Source organism: Nodosilinea sp. LEGE 07298, from assembly GCF_015207265.1.
Lineage (GTDB): Bacteria > Cyanobacteriota > Cyanobacteriia > Phormidesmidales > Phormidesmidaceae > Nodosilinea.
The window spans coordinates 13,882-33,986 of the sequence record NZ_JADEXE010000040.1; the positions used below are offsets into that span (position 1 = coordinate 13,882).

Annotated in this window: 18 protein-coding genes; 7 read left to right on the forward strand and 11 right to left on the reverse strand. The window is 57.3% G+C overall.

Annotated elements, in window-relative coordinates:
* Positions 1 to 202 precede the first annotated feature (202 nt).
* Positions 203 to 1,285 (forward strand): class I fructose-bisphosphate aldolase, encoded by a 1,083-nt coding sequence (locus IQ273_RS07960; RefSeq protein ID WP_194022639.1) that lies wholly within the window; start codon positions 203 to 205, stop codon positions 1,283 to 1,285.
* Here the strand turns inward: IQ273_RS07960 and IQ273_RS07965 are convergent.
* A complete protein-coding gene (locus IQ273_RS07965) occupies positions 1,246 to 2,235 on the reverse strand; it encodes a methyltransferase domain-containing protein (RefSeq protein WP_194022640.1) in 990 nt (329 codons plus the stop codon). The two genes, IQ273_RS07960 and IQ273_RS07965, sit on opposite strands and share 40 nt — an antisense overlap.
* Before the next feature lie 586 nt (positions 2,236 to 2,821).
* Between IQ273_RS07965 and IQ273_RS07970 the strand changes: the two genes are divergently transcribed.
* Entirely contained in the window at positions 2,822 to 3,337 is a 516-nt protein-coding gene (locus tag IQ273_RS07970) for a pentapeptide repeat-containing protein (protein WP_194022641.1), read from the forward strand.
* Between the two features lie 116 nt (positions 3,338 to 3,453).
* Here the strand turns inward: IQ273_RS07970 and IQ273_RS07975 are convergent, their stop codons facing one another.
* The 3 genes from IQ273_RS07975 to IQ273_RS07985 form a co-directional block, all read right to left on the reverse strand.
* Complete coding sequence (locus IQ273_RS07975) at positions 3,454 to 3,900, reverse strand: thioesterase family protein (protein ID WP_194022642.1); 447 nt, start codon at positions 3,898 to 3,900, stop codon at positions 3,454 to 3,456.
* A gap of 45 nt (positions 3,901 to 3,945) precedes the next feature.
* Positions 3,946 to 5,076, reverse strand: coding sequence for a M23 family metallopeptidase (locus IQ273_RS07980; protein ID WP_228052545.1), 1,131 nt, complete (start codon positions 5,074 to 5,076; stop codon positions 3,946 to 3,948).
* A 342-nt stretch (positions 5,077 to 5,418) separates the two neighbouring features.
* Positions 5,419 to 6,246 carry a biotin--[acetyl-CoA-carboxylase] ligase gene (locus IQ273_RS07985; RefSeq protein WP_194022643.1) on the reverse strand — a complete coding sequence of 276 codons (828 nt, stop codon included), beginning with the start codon at positions 6,244 to 6,246 and terminating at the stop codon, positions 5,419 to 5,421.
* 312 nt (positions 6,247 to 6,558) lie between these two features.
* Between IQ273_RS07985 and pgeF the strand changes: the two genes are divergently transcribed.
* Positions 6,559 to 7,344 carry a peptidoglycan editing factor PgeF gene (pgeF, locus tag IQ273_RS07990; RefSeq protein WP_194022644.1) on the forward strand — a complete coding sequence of 262 codons (786 nt, stop codon included), beginning with the start codon at positions 6,559 to 6,561 and terminating at the stop codon, positions 7,342 to 7,344.
* A 110-nt stretch (positions 7,345 to 7,454) separates the two neighbouring features.
* Here the strand turns inward: pgeF and IQ273_RS07995 are convergent, their stop codons facing one another.
* From IQ273_RS07995 to IQ273_RS08015, 5 genes are all read right to left on the reverse strand, one after another.
* The gene (locus tag IQ273_RS07995) at positions 7,455 to 9,167 is read right to left on the reverse strand and encodes an Ig-like domain-containing protein (RefSeq protein ID WP_194022645.1); all 1,713 of its coding nucleotides are present in this window, start codon (positions 9,165 to 9,167) and stop codon (positions 7,455 to 7,457) included.
* Between the two features lie 2 nt (positions 9,168 to 9,169).
* On the reverse strand, positions 9,170 to 9,967 hold the full coding sequence (locus IQ273_RS08000; protein WP_228052546.1) for a TIGR03943 family putative permease subunit: 798 nt from the start codon (positions 9,965 to 9,967) through the stop codon (positions 9,170 to 9,172).
* 72 nt (positions 9,968 to 10,039) lie between these two features.
* Entirely contained in the window at positions 10,040 to 11,062 is a 1,023-nt protein-coding gene (locus tag IQ273_RS08005) for a permease (RefSeq protein WP_194022646.1), read from the reverse strand.
* 256 nt (positions 11,063 to 11,318) lie between these two features.
* Positions 11,319 to 12,188: an aldose epimerase gene (locus IQ273_RS08010; protein WP_194022647.1), complete on the reverse strand. Its 870-nt coding sequence runs from the start codon at positions 12,186 to 12,188 to the stop codon at positions 11,319 to 11,321.
* A 117-nt stretch (positions 12,189 to 12,305) separates the two neighbouring features.
* The gene (locus IQ273_RS08015; protein WP_194022648.1) at positions 12,306 to 14,654 is read right to left on the reverse strand and encodes a CapA family protein; all 2,349 of its coding nucleotides are present in this window, start codon (positions 14,652 to 14,654) and stop codon (positions 12,306 to 12,308) included.
* Between the two features lie 288 nt (positions 14,655 to 14,942).
* On the opposite strand from IQ273_RS08015, the gene argF reads away from it, so the two are divergent.
* Complete coding sequence (argF, locus tag IQ273_RS08020; RefSeq protein ID WP_194022654.1) at positions 14,943 to 15,860, forward strand: ornithine carbamoyltransferase; 918 nt, start codon at positions 14,943 to 14,945, stop codon at positions 15,858 to 15,860.
* A gap of 119 nt (positions 15,861 to 15,979) precedes the next feature.
* Here argF and IQ273_RS08025 read toward each other — a convergent pair whose 3' ends face one another.
* Positions 15,980 to 16,138: a chlorophyll a/b-binding protein gene (locus IQ273_RS08025; protein ID WP_194022649.1), complete on the reverse strand. Its 159-nt coding sequence runs from the start codon at positions 16,136 to 16,138 to the stop codon at positions 15,980 to 15,982.
* 59 nt (positions 16,139 to 16,197) lie between these two features.
* On the opposite strand from IQ273_RS08025, the gene IQ273_RS08030 reads away from it, so the two are divergent.
* The 3 genes from IQ273_RS08030 to IQ273_RS08040 all read left to right on the forward strand — a co-directional run bounded on the left by IQ273_RS08030 (position 16,198) and on the right by IQ273_RS08040 (position 18,864).
* Positions 16,198 to 17,130, forward strand: coding sequence for an LD-carboxypeptidase (locus IQ273_RS08030; protein WP_228052547.1), 933 nt, complete (start codon positions 16,198 to 16,200; stop codon positions 17,128 to 17,130).
* A gap of 75 nt (positions 17,131 to 17,205) precedes the next feature.
* Positions 17,206 to 17,907, forward strand: a complete 702-nt coding sequence (locus IQ273_RS08035) for a rhomboid family intramembrane serine protease (protein ID WP_194022650.1) — start codon at positions 17,206 to 17,208, stop codon at positions 17,905 to 17,907.
* Between the two features lie 240 nt (positions 17,908 to 18,147).
* Complete coding sequence (locus IQ273_RS08040; RefSeq protein ID WP_194022651.1) at positions 18,148 to 18,864, forward strand: response regulator transcription factor; 717 nt, start codon at positions 18,148 to 18,150, stop codon at positions 18,862 to 18,864.
* 9 nt (positions 18,865 to 18,873) lie between these two features.
* Here IQ273_RS08040 and IQ273_RS08045 read toward each other — a convergent pair.
* Positions 18,874 to 20,105: hypothetical protein (locus IQ273_RS08045; RefSeq protein ID WP_228052548.1), on the reverse strand; the 1,232-nt coding region annotated here is incomplete at its 5' end.

Consider the following 20,105-nt stretch of genomic DNA (forward strand, 5'->3'; position numbering starts at 1 on the left):
GGAGGGATGACAAAGCCGCAGTTTAACTCGGTGAACGTCTCGGATTAAGCCATACCCCTGACGCGATCTTTGTTAGGAAACATCTCAACTTGTTTCAGTAAACCTTGTTTTTCAGCATGAACCCTGCCTAAAGGGCAGTTCCACGGTTGCCAATCTCTGGGCTAAGGTTTAGACAGTCTGCGTTGTAATTCAACCCAAAGCTATGGTAACTGCCCTATCTTCCCCCAGTAAGATCGCCGACTGGCTTGGCTCTGATGCCGACTCGCTGCTCGGTTACGAGGCCAAGGTCTCTAAATCAATGCTGCACCTGCCAGGGCCAGACTGGGTCGATAGAATTTTTGCCCAGAGCGATCGCAATCCTCAGGTATTACGCAGCCTGCAACAGCTCTACAGCAACGGTCGCTTGGCCAACACCGGCTATCTCTCCATCCTGCCGGTGGACCAGGGCATCGAGCACTCGGCTGGAGCTTCCTTTGCGCCTAACCCGATGTACTTCGACCCGCAGAATATTGTCGAACTGGCGATCGCGGGGGGCTGCAATGCCGTCGCCACTACCCTCGGTGTGCTGGGCAGCGTATCGCGCCGCTACGCCCACAAAATTCCCTTTATTGTTAAGCTCAACCACAACGAGCTGCTCACCGCCCCCAACCGCTTTGACCAGATCATGTTTGCCGATGTCGAGCAGGCCTGGAACTTAGGAGCCGTCGCTGTAGGGGCCACCATCTACTTTGGCTCCGATGAATCGACCCGGCAGATTCAAGAAGTCAGCGCCGCCTTTCAGCGAGCCCACGAGCTGGGCATGGCCACCATTCTCTGGTGCTACCTGCGCAGCAGCTCCTTCAAACAAGACATTGATTACCACCTGGCGGCTGACCTCACCGGTCAGGCCAACCACTTAGGCGTCACTATCGAGGCCGATATCATCAAGCAAAAGTTACCGGAGGTCAACAACGGCTATGGGGCTGTGGCCAAAGCACTGGGAGAGTCCTACGGTAAAACCCACAGCCGCATCTACAGCGACCTTACCACCGACCACCCCATCGACCTCACCCGCTACCAGGTACTCAACTGCTACGCTGGCCGCATGGGGTTAATTAACTCTGGCGGTGGCTCCGGCGAAAACGATTTTGCCGAGGCGGTGCGTACCGCCGTTATCAACAAGCGGGCTGGCGGCATGGGGCTAATTTCGGGCCGCAAGACCTTCCAGCGCGATTTCAAAGAAGGGGTGAAGCTGTTCCACCTGATTCAGGACGTATACCTGTCCGACGCCGTCACCATTGCCTGAGGCTGACCAGACTGGCTGGCCCGCACGGCCCGAAACATGCCAAAGCGGCACAGTCCACTCCCAAAGGCGAGGCGCATGAGCAGCAGTGTCGGTACCTCCCGCACTGACTTGAGAATCCCCGCAGGCCCAAAGCGCACCATGCCCTGGGGCCGTATGATTCCTTGCCAGATCGAGTCAAGCCAGGAGGGTAGGGTTTCTCGTGACCAGTCGGCAGTGGTGACCTGGCCCGCCACCAGACCGGTCGCCTCTAGCTGTTCGGCAAAGCCTTCAATACTGGCAAAGGCCGGGTGCGACCACTGATCGAGCAGCTGGCGCATGACCGGCTTTTCCCAGGTGTTGAGGGGGATTTTGCGATCGTCTCGCTGGTTCCAGTCGGCGACAACCAGCACCCCACCGGGCTTCAGCACCCGCAGCAGTTCGCGGGCAAAGACGGCCTTATCGGGCATGTGGGGGCCTGCTTCCACCGACCAGACCACATCAAAGCTGGCGTCTGGAAAGGACAGTGCCATAGCGTCATCTACCTGAAAGCGAGCCGTCACGCCCTCGGGCGTAAGCTGTTGCGCCCGCCGCACCTGGTTGGGGCTGATAGTGACACCAGTAACCGCAAACCCATAGTCGTGGGCCAAAATGCGGCTACTGCCGCCAATGCCGCAGCCAACATCTAGTACTGTGGTGCCCGCAGGCAGCTGGTCTAGGCCACCCCAGCGCACCATTTCATGCACAAAATCGGCCTTGGCTGTTAAAAAATTTTTGCGTCGGGGCGGCGACCCATAGTGGCCCAGGTGAATATGCTCACCCCAATAAAACTCAAGAATGCCGTCATCGGTCCACTGATCATAGGAATTGGCGACGGTGTTAGAAGACTCGTAGCGGCGAGGGGTGAACAGGTATGCCCCTACACCTAACGCCAGCAGCGCTAAAAGAATGCCAAGAATGCTGATTAGGTTCATGTAGTGTCAGGGCCGCCGGGTAACGGTTTGTGTCTTTGATTGTGTTCTTATTGTGACAAGCTTGCGGCCCTCGATCAACATAGACAAGTTGAGTGTATTCAGTTGAGCCTCTTCTCCTCAAACAAAAACCCCCGACCGAAGCCGGGGGAAACCCCATCAGGAGACGCCTATCTGACGTTTAAGTTAAAACAAAGCCGCCCTTTCAGCGCTTGTACTAAGACTATCGAACTACGGGCTATTTGAGAGAGCACCACCGAGAATTTACGGAAACAATACGGCCAACTTTAAGAATTACTTACAAAATTTGGCAGCACGGTCGGGAACTTTCAAGTTTCCGACTACGCCCAGGGCCTTGAATTAGCTCATAGCCTCTTCAACATTGGGGTACGGCAGGAGATAGCACTAGTACTCTGCGGCGCAAGTTTAGGTCCTATTCTCCGGGGGCTAGGGAGCAGAGGGGCTAGGGAGCCAAGCAATTCGGAATGGTGGGCATATTTCAGCCGTCGAGTACTAGCGTCATTTCCCTGGCGATCGCAACCAGGATGAGAATGTTAAAACTAAACCAGTCCCGTCTAAAGGTATCTCAATGCTGTGGTTTCCTAACCTGATAAAGCGTTTTATAGCCACCGTCGTAGGTCTAGCTTTAGGGTTTGGCCTGTGGGGAGGGGTCGCCACCGCCAACCCCAACTACCCGCCACCGCTGTCCTTTAGCAATGCCGAACTCAAGGGCAGAGACTTCTCTGGGCAGCAGCTGCGGGCAGCAGAATTTTCGAATGCCAATCTGGAGCTGACCAACTTTAGCGGTGCCGACGTGCGGGGAGCCATCTTCAGCGGTTCGGTAGCCACCGACGCCAACTTTAGCGGGGCCGATTTCACCACCGGCATGCTCGACTCGGTCAGCTTTACCCGCAGCGACCTTAGCAATGCCGTTCTGGTTGACACTATTTTGCTGCGGGCCACCTTTGATGAAACCGCGATCGCCGGGGCCGATTTTTCAGGAGCCATTCTAGATGGTGCTCAGGCGCGTCAGCTGTGCCAAACAGCGGCGGGGGTGAATTCAACCACTGGGGTAGCGACGCGAGACTCATTAGGCTGCCGGTAGAGATCTAAATCCAGAGAGCTATGGATTAGGGCGAGAGGTGAGCACAATGACCGCGATCGCCACCAAAAAACTCACGTACCCTCCCACAAACAGCCACTCCTGCCAGCTACCTTCCATTACTGGCCCTCCCTAAATAGGCCATCTCCAACCGGGGATGGCCGATCGCTCCAGCGGGTCAGCCACTGCTCCATCTCAGTAGGCAAAGGACAGCGGCGGCGGTTGACTACCGAGATACAGGCGTGACGAGTCGTCGCCTGGGCCGCCAGCGTATCCTCAAGCTTGAGCTGATATTGAACATCAAAGCTACTGTCATCCAAGCGGGCGGGGGTCAGGTGGATGGTAACGCGATCGCCGCAGTGCAGCGGACGGCGGTAGTCAATGCTGGCATGGACAACAGGGTAGGCGATTGTTTCAGCCCTAAAGAATGCGGCTAGATCTATACCCGCTGCCGCGAGGGATGCCTCGTAGGCGATATGGCAGATTACCAACTCATTGGCAAAGTACACCACCCCAGCTCCATCCGTCTCGTGGAACCGCACCCGATGCTCAGCGACGTAGCCCATAGCGACTACGCCCGAGCTAGGGCAGACATTTGGGAACTAGCTACCCTAGCTAGCATTGGGCTGGGCCGGGCGGAAGGGATAGTCAGTTGGTAAGTCCTCCTCGGTTGCAGCCGCCTCAGATCCGTCGCGCCCCAGGGCTAGCAGCGGATTGTCGATGATTTCGAGCAGGTTGGCGACGCCGTACTCCAACACCTCAATCGGGTCGACAGCCGCCCAGCCCTCAGCCGTGAGCTGGCGCATTTCAAAGTGCAGGTGGGGGCCAGTAGATGTGCCTGTACTGCCTACCAACCCAATCACTTCGCCCTGCTCAACCCACTCGCCCGCTTGTACCGCGAGCTGAGACAGGTGAGCGTAGCGAGACTCTAGGTTGTCGTTGCCATGGCGTAAGATCACCGTCAGGCCGTAGCCCCCTAAAAAGTCTGATACCGATACGCGTCCAGCTTGGGTGGCCAATACCGGGGTACCTAGAGGAGCGGCTAGGTCGGTACCCGAGTGGAACCGCCAGCTTTGGTGAACAGGGTGCATGCGCCAGCCAAACAGCGACGAAATTGACGCTGGCACCGACAGCGGAAATACGTACTCTTCATTGCCACGCCGCAGTACGTTGAGGGGGCGCAGCTTTTCATTGAGGGCGGCACGGCTGACGATGGTGGTACTGCCCAGACGCACCCCTTGAGAGCTAACGGCAATAGGCCCCACCCGAATTTCGCCTTGGCCAACGCTACTAGATGCAGCCCCCTGACCGGTAGAGGCCGTAGACGAGCACGCGGCATTGGGGCTGGTTTGCCCAGCGGCAACGGTAATTTGGCAGCCGCTAGAGCGTTCTGCAAACACCACGCTTGGCGTGCCGCCCGGTTGGGCGGTTGGGGCCTGGGTAGCCCCTAGACCATAGTTAGTAGGGTCGATAAAAACGCTATTGTAGCCCGCGGGCACTGACTCATCGGCGGCGATGGTTTCAGGCACTGAGTCTGCAGGTGCTACGGCTGCGGGCATCGTTGGGGCTGCTACAGCTTGCTCAGGGGCGCTGACCGCAGCGGGAGTCTCGGCTGTAGTCTCACTGGCCATAGAGGCAACAGCGGGCTTCAGCAAGCTCTCAGCCATAGTAGAGGCGGCTGGCGTAGCCGGAATCGTAACGGTGATAGCCGCTGGCGGGGGAGGGGGAACCGGAGAGAACATCGGCGAACTCGCTGCAGGGGGTGATGTCACAACGGCTGATGCAGACGGACGCTGAGGGGTAAAGTCAGGTCGTACTGCTGAAGGTGAAGGCAAACTTAGAGTCGCTGTGGGGCCAGACCTATGAGCACTGCTGGCCCCAGGTATGAGGTAGTCAGCTGAGGTTTCGACTGGTCCCTCTTGCGCAGGCGTGTCAGGCGTTTCAGCAATAGCCAACCCGCTGTGGGTTAATCCCACGCCGCCTACTAGCATCGCTACCTGTAGCCAGGCTACTGACGGATAAACTCCGGAAAGTTTATTCGTTTGAATAGGCTCTAAGTTATTTTTTTTCATCATAATCAGCCGCTACGCATTGTAGCCCAAAGTTACTTTACCTGGTTCAATCTCCAGCGTCTTGACCGCTGGTATGTCGCTATGGGTGGGCGTTAGCTGCACGCGCAGATTTCCCGATGGGGCCACTCCAATCACCTCTGCCGATTTCCCTTCTACGGTCAGGCCCTGGCCTAGGTTGGCCAGACGAGCCTGGTAGTCGACGAGAAAGGCGTCATCCCCCTGGTTTTGCCAGTGAAGATACCCCTGCATCAGGCCGTAGAGGGCGATCGCGGCCAGGTCCTCCAAGGTATTCAACGGGCCAGAGGCCAATTCCGGTTGAATTAGCTGCTGAATGGAGGTGCCAGTGGCAGGCACCGGATTGAATCCATTCAGCCCCAGCCCAATGACTACGGTTTGAACCTGGCCACCTTCCAGATGGGTTTCGGCCAGCACGCCCCCTAGCTTTTTACCCCCAACCACCAAATCGTTAGGCCACTTGACCTGCACTGGCAGCCCTAGGTTGGCCAGGCTGGTGGCTACACCCCAGGCGCTGGCCAGGGTAAGAAACGGGCTGCGGGAAGCCGGGAGGTTGGGCTTTAGCCCCAGCGATAGGTACAGCCCTCCTCGTGGAGACTGCCACTGTCGCCCCCACTGCCCTCGCCCAGCTTGCTGAGCCGCCGCAACTAACACCGTACCCGCCGGAGCACCCGCCGCCATCATTTCAGATAGCGCCCGGTTGGTGGAGTCAATCTGCTCGACCCAGTGGAGGTGAAAACGCGGCCGCAGTGCCTGATAACAGGGCATTATTCCCAGCGTTTTAGAGGGCTTTAGAACAGCCTGGTAGAGTCGATCTAGGCTCACCCGATGAATATCCTGAAGTTACATAAACAAGTTCAAGTCCAGAAGACGTGAAGTTCTACCGGTGGGAAAACTACAGATCCCGAGCTGGACTGGGTACAAAAATCAAATAGGTTTTTCTTGATACCGATTACGCTATCACCTCAAGAAAACCACAGAGGCAACCAGGACCACGCCAAAATAGAACTTGATGAAACGGCGCTGTAGCTTAACGCCTTCTCTATAAATCTGCGAGAGAGAGTTGGCAAGCAAGATTGGCGAGCGGTCCCGACCGCTGTAGCATCGTACAGACATCAAAACCGCCACGGGGGCAAAATGGCAGACTGGCACTGGCAAACCTGGCAGGGGCAAGACTTTCTCACCTGTGACCTGCTGAAGCCCTGGTCCCACGGTTTTTTTACTCGGCAGTTTTGGCCCCAGACCCCGGATGTCCTAACGGCGACGCTGGCGGCAAATGCAGTGGTGCAGCGGGTGAAGCAGGTACACGGCAATCGGGTGCTGGCCCCCGCCGATCTGCCCACCACCGATAGGGCAATGCCCAAGGCCGAGGCCGATGGTTTGCTGAGTGATCGCGCTCATCAGGCCCTCTGGGTCTGCTCAGCCGACTGTAGCCCCGTGCTAATTGGCGATCGCGCTACCGGCCAGGTTGCAGCTGTCCATGCGGGCTGGCGAGGCACGGCTCAGGCCATTGTGCCGGTGGCGGTGGGCAAGCTCCAGGCTCAGGGCAGCCGCCTTAAAGATCTGGTAGTGGCGATTGGTCCCGCGATCGCGGGCGAGGTCTACCAGGTATCGGTAGAGGTAGCCGCAGCGGTGGGGCGCACGTTGGTGAGCGATGCCACTAGCGACGACGAGTCGGTGGTAAAGGCGCTACTAGAAGAGGAAAGTTCGCCGCTGCTGGAAGATGGCACACTAGGCAAGGTGCGGCTGGATGTGCGCCAGGCCAACGCCTGGCAGCTAGATCAGTTAGGGCTGGGCCGCGATCAGGTAGCGATCGCCCCCCACTGCACCTTTCAGGAACCCGATCGATTTTTTTCCTACCGACGCACTGGCGAAAAGCAGGTGCAGTGGTCAGGCATTGTTAGCCGAGCCCTGACTGACTAGTACTCTGCGGTGCAAGTTTAGATACTATTCTCCGGGGGCTAGGGAGCCAAGCAATTCGGAATGGTGGGCATATTTCAGCCGACGAGTACTAGATACTGATTGACCGCAATCTAGGGCAGCCAGGTCGCCTGGATGCCGCTGAAGGGAAAGGTTTTTGGATCAACGACGGTCGGCGTAGCGGCTGAAGCATCAGAAGCATCAGCCACGTCGGCAGTATCACGGTCGACGGAGTCTGTTTCAGCCGCGTCAGCATCGGCAGAATTCGCAGCTACAGAATCGTCCCCAAGCCTCCTGTCGGAGCCGCTGTCGGAATTGCTGTCGGGGGGCTGATACACTAGCGGCAAATACCAGATCTTAGGCCCCTGGTTAGACTCAGTATCGGCGGCCTGGTTGGTCAAATCTAGCAGCAGCGATCGCCCGTCGGGGGCCACACTCAGGTGAATGTTCTGCTGCAGGGGCAGCCGCAGCAGCGGGCTAACCTCGCCATCGGCCAGGGTAATGGCCAGCAGCAGGGGCTGCTCGACATAGGCATCGGCCGTTTGCAGCGTGTCGTTGTCTAGTGGAGCATCGACTAGTTCACTGGCCAACACGTAGATTACCTGCCGGGTAGGGTCAAACCGGGCCTCTAAAATAGCGCCGCTGACCTGCAAAAGCTCCTCTTCGCGGCCCTGGTTAGTGACTAAAAATAGTGACTCGGTGAAGCGCTTTTCGGGGTCATCCTGATTAAAGTTGACCATGGCCGCCGCTGAACCGTCGGCCTTTAGGTCTAGCACGCGACCGTAGTTAGGCAAAAAATCGAGAGGCTGGCGGGGGCCGCTGGCTGGCTCCCCCCCCAGGTCGATAATGGCGGTTCCCTCACCCTGGAGCAGCAGCAGCGACTGACTATCGGGAGCAATTAAAAAGTCGCCACCAGGCTCGGTTTCAATCGGGGCAGGAGGTTTTCCGGCCCGCACCAGCCAGGGACCAAAGTCAGATGGATCCTGCTGATTGACCCGCTGCACTACAATAGTTTCCCCATCTGGCGATAGATCAAATTTGAGGTTTTGGTAGTTGCGGTTGTCGAGCACTAGGGTGGTTTCTCCCGAAGGGGGTGGCGCGCCCTGAGGCAGTAACCGCTGCCATAGAGGCGGGCGATCGCCCATAAAATCAATCGGCGGGCGGGGAGTAATACCTGTGGTCACGGTATAGATCTGCTGGTTGAGCAGACCGCCTTCCTGGCTACTGTCGCTGGCCGAAAAGAGCACCTTGTCCCCCAGTGGGTAGGGCTGAAAGGCTAGTAATGAAAGGTTTTTGGGGGTCAGAATGGTGCGCTCCTGGCGGTCCAGGTCGGCTAGAACTAGGCGGTTGGCCTCGTCGCCCTCGGCCCCGATGTATAAAAAGGCTCGCCGCCGGGTTTGAAACTGAGCCTGAAAGGGCTCAAAACGGCTGGGGCGATCGCGGCGGGCAGAATATCGATCGCGCGCTTCATCTAAGCTGAGCGTAAACGACTCGCCGTAGGGCAGCGGGTCGGTGAGGGTGTAGGCCATACGCCGCCCGGCCCAGCTCACCTTACCCGGCAGGGGTGGATCCAGAGTGAGATTTTTCTCCACGCTGGCCACATCCATGGGACGGCTAAAGGTGATTAAAAAGGCCCGATCTTCGGTCCCTACCTGGCGGTCTTGCCAAGTAAAGTCGCGCACTCGTGCCGTAGCGTGGTCACCCGAGAGAATGAGCAGCCCCATCGCTAGCGCTAGGCCAGCCATTACCGCCAAGGCCAGGCGGTCTAAGGGTTGGACGCGAGCCAACCGTTGATTGCGGGAACGACGAGAGCGGCGACGGGCCATAGCTAATATTCGTAAGGAGTGCGAGGCTCGGGGATTTCGGTCAGGGTAGCAGAACCAATGGTGAGCTGACGCTTGCCGTCAAGAGTAGTGGTTTTCATGGTGCCCTTGATTTCTAGCCAGGTATCGGGGGCGGGGCGGTTGGCCCCTGCCGGTAGCTCCACCGGCAGCCCTACTGGGTAGGCATCGGCGGCACAGCAGGTCAGCACGAACCGCGAAATCATAATGATGTTGTCGGGCCAGCCAGGAATGTGGGTGACAAACCCGCTCACCGTTGCCCCCTGCCCGGCGTAGGCGTCGGGTTCGGGGTAGACGTTGAGGGTGCGCACCCAGTCCACAATGGTCCGGTTTTCAGAATCACCGCCGAGGGAAAAACGCTGGGGCCGCGATCGCGTCTGACCCAGCACATCGGTAATCCCCCGCTGAAATGCCGTTTCGCTGGCAAAGGGACGGGGGTTGTAAATCAGCCCAAACACCGCAATGGCAATTAATAGCACGCTGCTAAACTGGCGGGGCAGTAGGGCGATGTGCTCCTGGCTACGAGGAGCGGGGCCGCTACGCTGGCGGTAGCTTGACCACACTTGCACTACACGGGCCAGGCCCATGGCCAGCAGCAGCACCATCGCCAGGTGAGCCAGCCACATGTAGTCGGGGTGCAGCAGCAGGTACAGTTTGCCGGTCACCGTAAAGCGCAGCAGCATTAGCCCCCACAGCATCAGCATGGTGGCATCGACTAGAGCCTGCCAGGGTATCTGTCGCCGACCAGGAGCGCGCGACCCGTTAGCTTTAGGGATAGAGGTCATGGATGCAAGTCAAAACGACACAGTCTTAGACGACAATCTCAGACAACCAACAAAGGCAGCCCACCTGTGGTGCTACCCCGTATAGAGATTCATCACCAGGGTCAGTAAAAAGGTGAGCTGGGCCGCCAGCACAAATAAATAGATAATGGCGCGTCCCTTAAACACGGTCAGCAGCAGGCTGATGTTTTTGAGGTCAATCATGGGACCAAACACCAGAAAGGCCAGCAGCGCCCCGCTAGTAAAGGTAGACGCAAAGGATAGAGCAAAAAACGAATCGACCGTCGAGCAAATCGATACCACCCAAGCCAAGGCCATCATCGCCACAATTGAGGTTACTGGCCCCTGCCCCAGGCTCAAGATGACTTCCCGAGGTATAGCCACTTGAACAAAGGCGGCGATCGCGCTGCCGATAACTAGCACCGCCCCCAGTTCTCGCAGCTCCAGCACCATGTTATCGACCATCATTCGCAGCCGCTGGCCCATGGGTGGAGGGGCCACCGCCACCTGGGCCAGCACCTGGGCCGGAGGCGCATCGAGCTGTAGCACCTGCCCCGGTGCCTGCATCAAAAACGTGCCTGACTTGAGCAATGGCGATACTTCAGGCTCAGTTGAGACTGCGACAGCGGGGTCGGGTTCCCCCATCATGCGGGTCAGGTTGTCCTGTAAGAAGGGGCGTATATCGGCCTGGGCGCTAAAAATAAGGGCGATCGTCACCGCCACAGTCAGGGAAAAACCTACCCGCAAAAATACAATTTCTGGCTGGTCGCGAAAGGCAATCCAGGTGGCCCAAAACACCACCGGGTTCACCGTCGGCGCGGCCAGCAAAAACCCGATCGCAACCGCCGTGGGCGCGCCCTTGGTCAGCAATCGCCGGGCCACGGGAATGTTGCCGCACTCGCAGACCGGAAACAGAAAGCCGATCAAACTTCCCGCCAGGGCCGCCAGCACCACGTTTTTCGGCATGATAGCCAACAGCTTTTGCTCATCCACGAACAGCAGCAGCACGCTCGAAAAAATTACCCCTAGCAGTAGAAAGGGCATGGCCTCGACCAGCAAGCTAAAAAATAGCGTGATGCCGTTGTTGAGTTGGGTCATAGAACCAGCCGTGATGCAGGGAGGTTGGCCTGGTGGGTAACCCCCTTCAGGCAGAAGCACATTTTAGCGGATCTTGCTGCCCCCTGCCTATTCGCGGGGATCGCCCTGCCCTAAAGCGATTCAGAGGATAGATTGGGCAGCCGGGAACAAGCTCCAACCCAATTGAACTGCAAGAAATCCGCTTGCAAACAAACCGCTGGCGCAGGGGTAGATGGGTTGACAATCAGATTTCGCGCCAGAGAGATAGGTGACTCTATTACAAAAATGCGATCGACATCTCTATGGTGGTTTCTAGAGTCTGCTGAGGGTCAATAGTGAGCAGGTTTTCGCCCGTATTCAGGGCATTGCGCGGAGCGGACCACGGTTCTAAGCAGTAGTAGTCTTTTCCCTTCACTGTCCAGAACACCAGCTTGGTGTAATTGTCACTCCAGGAGAGCGTCAGCTGCCGCCCTAGGTGATGATCGATGACGGTGGCGGTGGCAGCCGTCAGCCCCTGAAACGCCAGATCGATCTCGTCTTGGCTAAAGTCAAAGCTGCCCCCAAAGGCTTCTACTCCGCCGCTCAGGTGGTTGCGAAACTCCTGTGAAGGAATTTCAAACGCTAGCTGAGACTTATCTCCCACCAAAAAATAAGGGTGCAGCCCAGTAGAAAATGGCATGGGCTGGGTGGAAAGATTGGTGAACTGCTGCTGCAACACCAAAGTATGGCCGCGCAGACGAAAGGTAAACACCAGCTTAAACTCAAAGGGATACTGAGCCAGAGTGGTTTCGCTGTAGCTCAGTTCTAGGCTGAGGCTAGCGGCTTCGCTAACGTCTTGATGGGCCACCCGCCAGGGTAAATCACGGGCAAAGCCATGCTGCTTGAGGCTATAGGTTTGCCCCCCCAGGCTGTACTGGTTGTCAGGCAGGTTGCCACAGATCGGAAACAGAATGGGAATACCGCCCCGCACCGATAGCTCAGGGTTGGCAAAGCGATCGCGGTCAAAGTAGAAAATATCCTGGCCTTCTACCTGCCAGCGGGTGGCAATGCCGCCGCGATCGGGCACCAGTTCGAGGCGGGCGGCGGTATCGGTATCAGAGAGTACGTAGGTGGCAGGGGAGTCTGCTTTTAGAGCAACGGCGAACACAGGGCACCTCAGCGGCAGTATGCCTAGACGTTACCATAGCTCCCTTAAGGACAAAGAACGATGGCAGTTCGGTTTGCCTTAACCTTATAGAGACCATGGCTAAAGCCCTTTCGAGCTTTAGTCTGCGGGCGCGGGCGCTACCAGTGTAGGGCGTTCGGGCACGGTATCGGTCCAGGCAGAAACCTCACCAGAAACTTCACCAAACACCTCAATTGTCTTCTCTTGAGCTTTTGGCGGTGGGGCTAGAACAGCCACAGGTTCTTCGTGGCCCAGGTCAGGCTGAGGAGTCGATATTTCGGTATTAGAGTCACTGCCCCCCGATCGCTGGGGCGGCACCGGCTCAAACTCCTGCTGCTTTGGCGATACCTTCGGTCCCCACTCCAATAGATCTTCGTTAAACTCCACCTCGATTTCTGGCTGTGACGCCGGTCCGTCTGGGGTCTCAGGCTCGGTCGTTGAATCCGATGGAACTAAGGGCTGATCGATGTTTTTATCCGGTTTCGTCAATGCCTCAGGCAGTGGTTCAGATTCAGATTCAGCCTCAGGCTCCTGCTTTGGTTCTAACTCTACTGGCAAGACATCGTCAGCCTCGGGCGACACAAAGGGGCTACTGGGGTCGCTGATGGCTTCTGGGGGCACCTCTGGAGCTTTAAGATCTAGCACCACGGGTGATTTCAGCGGCTGATCAAACTGCGACGAGGCCTGCTCAATGCGCCGCAGAACGTCCTGGCTGGCGCTGCCGTCAAGGGTCTTGGGATGAGAATCGCGCACCCGCACTGGCACTAGCTCCACCCGCATCTGGTCGTCTTTAAGAGACACCTTTAGAACGGCAGAGTCTTGATTTTCGACGGGCTCATCAGGTTGAAAGACAAAGTCCCCTAGGGAATAGGCAATGGGTCGGCCTTTGTAAACTTCTCCCCCCTGAATTACGGTCGGATGATAGCCCACAACAACATCAGCCCCCTGATCGATAGCCAGGCGAGCCAGGTTTGTCTGCATAAAGTTGGGCTGCTCGCTGAGATGGTCAACCCAGCGAAAGTTCACCACAATCCAGTCCACCTCATTGCGTAGGGCCTGAATATCGGCCACAATTTCGGGCATGTTTTGGGCATTAAACCCAGCGCGATCTTTAAAGGCGGTGGCGGTTTTGAAGGTTTCTACTTCTTTTGCGATCGCCTGGTCGTCAGCCCCAGCCCGCTCCTTAAGAACGTCGGTATCGTGGGCGGCATTGCTGCCCCCCATGGCGTAGCTCAAGTAGGCAATCCGCTTCCCTTTGACATCGAGCACCTCGGGGCGGCGGGCCTCTAGAGCATTGCGCCCGGCCCCAATTCGATAGAGTCCCTTGCTGTCGAGGGTAGTCAGGGTTTCGTCTAGACCTGCCGCCCCATAGTCCATCAGACGGCTGTGGGTGAGGTTGACAATGTCAACACCGCTATTCACCAGTAAATCGACCGCATCGGCCCGGGTCTGGTGGCGTAGGCCTTCTTCCAGATTGGTAGCCGCCGTCGCCAAAGGAGTCGCCAAATTGACCAGGGCCAAATCAGCCTCGCCGTAGTCGGTGACATCGGCAAAAAAACCGCCGGGGGCCGTCAGAGCGTCGGGAGCTATATCTTCTAAAGAAATATCGCCGCCAAACAGGAGCGTGACATCATCGCTAGGCGTTGGGGTGAGCGTTGGGTGAGTTATCACGCCTACGGGTTCAAGGGCCGCATCGACGACTGTGGGGCGGTGGGTTGTGGCGGTGGCAGAGGTGGTGGCCGGAGCGCTGGACCTGGCAGAGGGGCCTTCGACCAAGGCGGTCGCCCCGTCCCCTACTCCGGTCATCGTCGGAGCGACCGGAGCATAGGCTCCACGGGCAACCTCACCCTGTAGCTCAGACCGAGCTGAAAACTGGGGTAGCGTGGGGGATGGCGCTGAAATAATGACTTCTAGCAGACAACCCATCACAAAAGCCGCCACCGCTGACCCCGATAGCACAAAGGTCCGCAGCATCTGCAAGTGTCGGCGCGACAGCCCCTTGGTCAGCCGTGGTGAGCGAATTTGGGCAGGCAGCGGTGAGGGCTGATGGCGCTTGGCCGTAGCCTTTAGCTCGGCTTGGTGGCGCTTTAAGGCCGGGGTGACAATTTTAATCCGCTGCTGCCACAGCACCTGCCGGTGCCCTAGGGGCCGAGCGACCACCAAAATTCCTTCGATCAGCTCTGAGTTCAGTAGCCACACTCGATGACATAAAAACCGCAGCAGTCGATCTTTAATGGGCGGCCGCTGAAACTCCACAATCAACCGCAAACAGCCGGGGCGATCGGCCTGCACCTGCACAAAAATACCGTGGGCCGCCAGGGGCTGGTTTAGCCATAGGGCAATGTCGCGAAAGTAGCCCGCCGCTGCCCGTTCTCTCACCGTAGGAGGCTGAGGCAACGGCTCCAGGGAGACCAGCCGAGGCTGAGGAGGAACAACCGCACTAATCATAGGAATGCAAACACAGATAAAACAGCATCACCCGAAGTGGCTAAGTAACATTTCGTAGACCGAACCCAGAGGCCAAAACCGCCACGGCAAATGCAATGTCCCAATCATAATGCAGACTTGAAAGGGCGGCACATTCATCCCATTGCTGATCCCTGGGGCTCTGTTTTACCCCAGCGATGGCCCTGGCCTCAGGTCGTTCCACGGTTCTGCCCCTGCTGATACAGACCGGCACAAGGCTTCCCCAATAATCTGCTAATGTCTTATTTTTACGAGTGCTTGCCTATGGCTATGCCACCCCTGAGCGGACGCGACCTGCTGAGCCTGAGCGATCTAAGCGCCGATGAGTTGACGGAACTACTCGCCTTTGCTACCGAACTGAAGGCTGGCAAGCACCGCCCCCAGTTTCCTCAGAAAGTGCTGGGGCTGCTGTTTCGCAAAGCTTCGACCCGTACCCGAGTCAGTTTTTCGGTAGCGATGTATCAGCTGGGTGGGCAGGTGCTTGACCTGCATTCTGGCGTTACCCAGGTGGGCCGGGGCGAGCCGACCAGTGACACCGCTCGAGTGCTCGATCGCTACCTTGATGTGGTGGCCATTCGCACGTTTGATCAGGCTGAAGTTCAAGAATTTGCTGACTACGCCTCTATGCCTGTGATCAATGCTCTGACCGATCTGGAGCACCCCTGCCAAATTTTGGCCGATCTACTCACCATTCAAGAAGAGTTTGGCACCCTGCAGGGATTGACCCTAACCTATTTGGGCGATGGTAATAACGTGGCCCACTCTCTGCTGCTGGGCTGCGCCATGGTGGGTATGAACGTACATGTTGCTGGCCCCACTGGCTATGCCCCCGCCCCGGCCATCGTAGAACAAGCCAACCAACTCATGCAGGGGCGGGGCAAGGTGTTGGTCACAACCGATCCCGAGGCTGCTGTCAAAGAGGCCCAGGTGCTCTATACCGATGTATGGGCCAGCATGGGGCAAGAGTCGGAAGCGGGCGATCGCCTGCCGATATTTCAGCCCTATCAGGTAAATGATGCGCTGTTGCAACAGGCCAGCAAAGAGGCGATCGTGCTGCACTGTTTACCGGCCCACCGGGGCGAAGAAATTACTCATGACGTTATGGAAGGTACTGCCTCCCGCGTGTGGGATCAGGCGGAGAACCGGATGCACGCCCAGAAAGCTCTGCTGGCTAGCGTTCTTAGTTAGTAACAAGATGAGGAGACGAGTCAAAACAAGGAAGGGAAAATCAAAACCGTCCGTTTTATCCTCTTGTCTCCCTATCCCCTCGTTGGCCTCACGTTGCCGATTGCCTCTGGCCTGCCTCTCTAAACCAGATTTAAAAAGTGCAGTACTCCCTGGCCGCTTAAGGCTTCAATGATGACTGCGAAGGCAAAACCCAGCATCGCTAGGCGGCCGTTGAGGCTTTCGGCAGCAGGGGTAAAGCCCCACTCTTGAGATTCAGAAGAATTAGGGGATTTAGCCATGGATCTCTTTTGTAACGCTTTGTTAAGCAGTATAGCGAATTTGCTCTGGAGCTAGAGGGTTGAACACCGATATCCCCATTCCCGATTCACCGTCGTCCCTGCGGTATCCGCTGCCGCTGCAAGTAGGCGATCGCCTGCGGGTGATTGCCCCCAGCGGTACCCTGCGTGAGCTAGAGCGCTTTAACCAGGGGATAGAAATTTGGCGCAGCTGGGGGTTTACGGTCGATGTGAGCCCGGGTGCCAACGACCAGTGGGGCTACCTGGCCGGGGCTGACCTCAATCGCCAGCAGCAGCTCGATCATGCCCTAGGAGATTCAACCTATCGCGGTATTCTCTGTGCCCGAGGGGGCTATGGGGGAACCCGGCTGCTGGAGGGCTGGCAGTGGCCCAAGGCGTTGGCCCCTAAGTGGCTGATTGGCTTTTCTGACATTACCAGCCTGCTGTGGAGCCTGGGCAAGCAAGGGATTGTTGGCATTCATGGGCCATTGCTGACTACCCTGGCCTCGGAGCCCGAGTGGTCGCAGCAGCGGCTCAAAAATTTAGTCATGGGTCATGGTTTACCTTCTTTACATGGCCAAGGATGGGGCTGCGGCAGTGCCGTAGGGCGACTGTGGCCCGCCAATCTGACGGTGGCTACCCACCTGCTGGGTACTCCCCACCAGCCCGACCTAACTGGCGCTATTTTGGCCTTTGAAGATGTCACTGAGGCCCCCTACCGCATCGATCGCATGTTGACCCACTGGCGTATGACGGGTCTGCTTGCTGGGGTCAAGGGCATTGCCCTGGGCAGATTTAGCCGCTGCGAACCGCCGGAGGGGGTACCCAGTTTTACCGTTGCCGAGGTACTGCGCGATCGCCTGGGCGACCTTGGCATTCCCGTAGTTGCTGATCTGCCCTTTGGCCATGACGGCAGCAATGCCGCTCTGCCGGTAGGGGCCATAGCCCGTTTGGATGGCGATGCAGGCAGCCTGAAAATTTTGCCCCATGCCTAGCTGTTCGCAGTCCGGGTATTTCTGCCAATGCCTTTAATGATGTCTCTACAATAAAATCACACATTAGGTATCGCCGTGGTTCCCCTTCGTGACGACAACCCTGTCAGCATTACCCCAGTCGTTACCTACGGGCTGATCGGCCTCAATATTGCTGTGTTTGTGTTTCAGCTAGGTCTGTCGCGGGAGAGTCTTGACGGCTTTTTTGACGCCTGGGCGCTGGTGCCCAACCAGCTAACGGCCAGCTTTCAGGGGGCGCTACAGGCCCCTGCTTCGGAGTGGATTACCCTGGTCTCGTCGCAGTTTCTCCACGGCGGCTTTTTTCACGTGGGGGGCAACCTGCTCTACCTTTGGGTGTTTGGCAACAACATTGAAGACCGGCTAGGGCACGTCAAGTTTTTGATTTTTTATTTGGGCTGCGGGGCGCTGGCAGGTCTAACTCAGTGGGTGTTTGACCCCTCTTCTACCGTGCCGACGATTGGGGCCAGTGGCGCGATCGCCGGGGTGATGGGAGCCTATATTCTGCGGTTTCCACGCGCCTATATCGTCACCCTAATTCCGCTAATTATCTTCTTCACCACCATCCGTATTCCGGCGATTTTTTTCCTAGGGTTTTGGTTTGCCCAGCAGGCGCTGTTTAGCATCGCCAGCTTGGGCGAGACTAACCTGGGGTCAGGAGGAGTCGCCTACTGGGCTCACTCAGGGGGGTTTGTGTTTGGGTTGATTTTGGGGCCACTGCTGGGGCTAATGGGGCCAAGTCCTGGCTCGTCTCGCCGCTAGACCATAGATCTGCGCTCAACAATCTAGGCTGGTCGTGACCACTAGCTAGGGTGGTAACTTCGTAAAGTTGTCGAGTAAGCTATGGAATTATTTGTGGTTTTATTGCTGATGCCGATCAAAGTGTGTGAAAAGCACTAAAAGGGCATTGGGTGCTCTTGCTGCGGCTACAGCCGCAAACTGATTCCCCGAGGGGTTCCTGACGATCTAGCCTAACCAGTCAACTTATAGAAAGGTACGATTATGGCGGAAGCCAAGATCCTCGTTGTCGATGACGACCCCGCAATTCGCAACCTGATTCATCGGTTCCTAGCCAAGCAGGACTATGAAATGGAATCAGCCGAGGACGGCAAAAAAGCCCTGGCGGTGTTTGAGCAGTTCACCCCTGATCTCGTGGTTCTCGACTTAAATTTGCCCGACACCAACGGCTACGATCTGTGTAAAGAAATGCAATCGCGTACCGGTGTGTTTGTGCTCATGCTGACGAGTCGTACCGATGAGTCAGACAAAATTCGGGGCTTTCACGAGGGAGCTGACGACTATCTAACTAAACCCTTCAGTCTGGGCGAGCTAGAGGTGCGGGTCGGGGCTATTCTCAAGCGTCAGCGCCCGGTTACGGCTGCTGAACAGCAGTGCCTCACCTTCAACAGCCTGGCCATCGACCCGGTACGGCGAGAGGTGATGCTAAACGAAGAAATGGTGCCTCTAACGGCCCTAGAATTCGACCTGCTGCATTTTTTGGCCAGCCACCCCGGTCGGGTGTGGCGACGAGCCGAACTGATTCAAAAGGTGTGGGACTATGACTACGTGGGCGATCAGCGGGTTGTCGATGTGCACGTCGGCCAGATCCGCAAAAAAATTGAGAAAGATACGACCCAGCCAGCCCTGATTCAAACAGTACGGGGCGTAGGCTACAAGTTTGAGCCTCCCGGCACCGAAACAGAGGCGATCGCCGGTTAGCTCATTCTCCTAGCTCGCGGCTGAACCGCGAGCCTGATTGCGAAACGTCCAGGCCAGTTTGAGCACCTTCGTCCAGTTGCGCTGCACTTTTTTCGGTGTCCAGCTTAGAGCTGTGGCGATCGCCTCGTCCGTCAGGGCACCGTCGTTGCTCTGCTGCTGCTTGAGGGAGAGAAACCGACGGTAGTCGGCGGGCAGGGTTGTTAGAAAGTCAGCCCATTCCGTGGGGGTCATACCCAGCCGAGATTCTAGGTTGGCTCCCAGCCACTGGTGTACCAGCTGCCACTCGTGCTGCTGGGAAAATTTTTCCACATGGTACTTAAATCGCTGCTGCAGATAATCGCGCTCGCGGGCAGACAGGCCCAAAATATCGTCAATTTCGGCAGCGGAGCAGTCCTTCAGCTTAAGTACCAGGTAGTTGACACAGTCAGGCTGGTTTTGGGCCTTGAGATACTGCATGAGCGCATTGATCACGCGATCGCGCATCACCCCATCGCCGGGGTCGTCGGTCTCGGCCATCATTTTTTCGCGCACCTGCTGCACCACCGAGCTGCGCGCGTGGGATTCAGCCGCCTCGGTTTTAGCCCCTTCACTGACCAAGGCCATGTCCACCGAGGTTTCAGCCGGTTGGCGGCGGCTAAAGGCCTGGGCTCGCAGCACAATCAGCTGCTGACTACCGCCCCGCAGGTTAATGCGCCGTTTCGCGTACTGCTCGCTAAAGGCCATGTACTCCGCCAGCTCCAGCTGGGTGCGGGGGGTATAGGTAGCAGGCAGGTCATGTTCTCGCCGAAAGGCGTTTAGCACCTCAATATAAAAGTTCTGCATGAAGTCTTCGAGCAGGGCATAGCGGCCCTTAAACCCTAGGTGACTCCCCTGTGGGGCCACATGACGGTAGACAATGGCGCTCAGGCTGCTGTGCAGCTCGACCCGACCTCGGTGAGAGCCCATGTCGTAGTAGGTTAGGCATTTGCTCACTCGGTGACGCACCAGGGCCATTTGCCAGTGGCTAATGTCGCCAGAGGCCTGGATGCGATCGCTCAGTGCACAAATGCGATCAATTTCTGCCGTCAACCGCTGCATGACCCCGGTTAAACCCCCAGGTCGTCGCTGTAGGTGAGCCATAAATAGCTCTTGCACCAGCGTGGCCACTGTAGGTGCAGTTTCGCCCGTTGGTTGAGATGGTGAGTCTTGGAGCAGTTCTGGACGCTGCTCTGGGGGCGGTTCTGGGGGCGGTGGTGTAATCC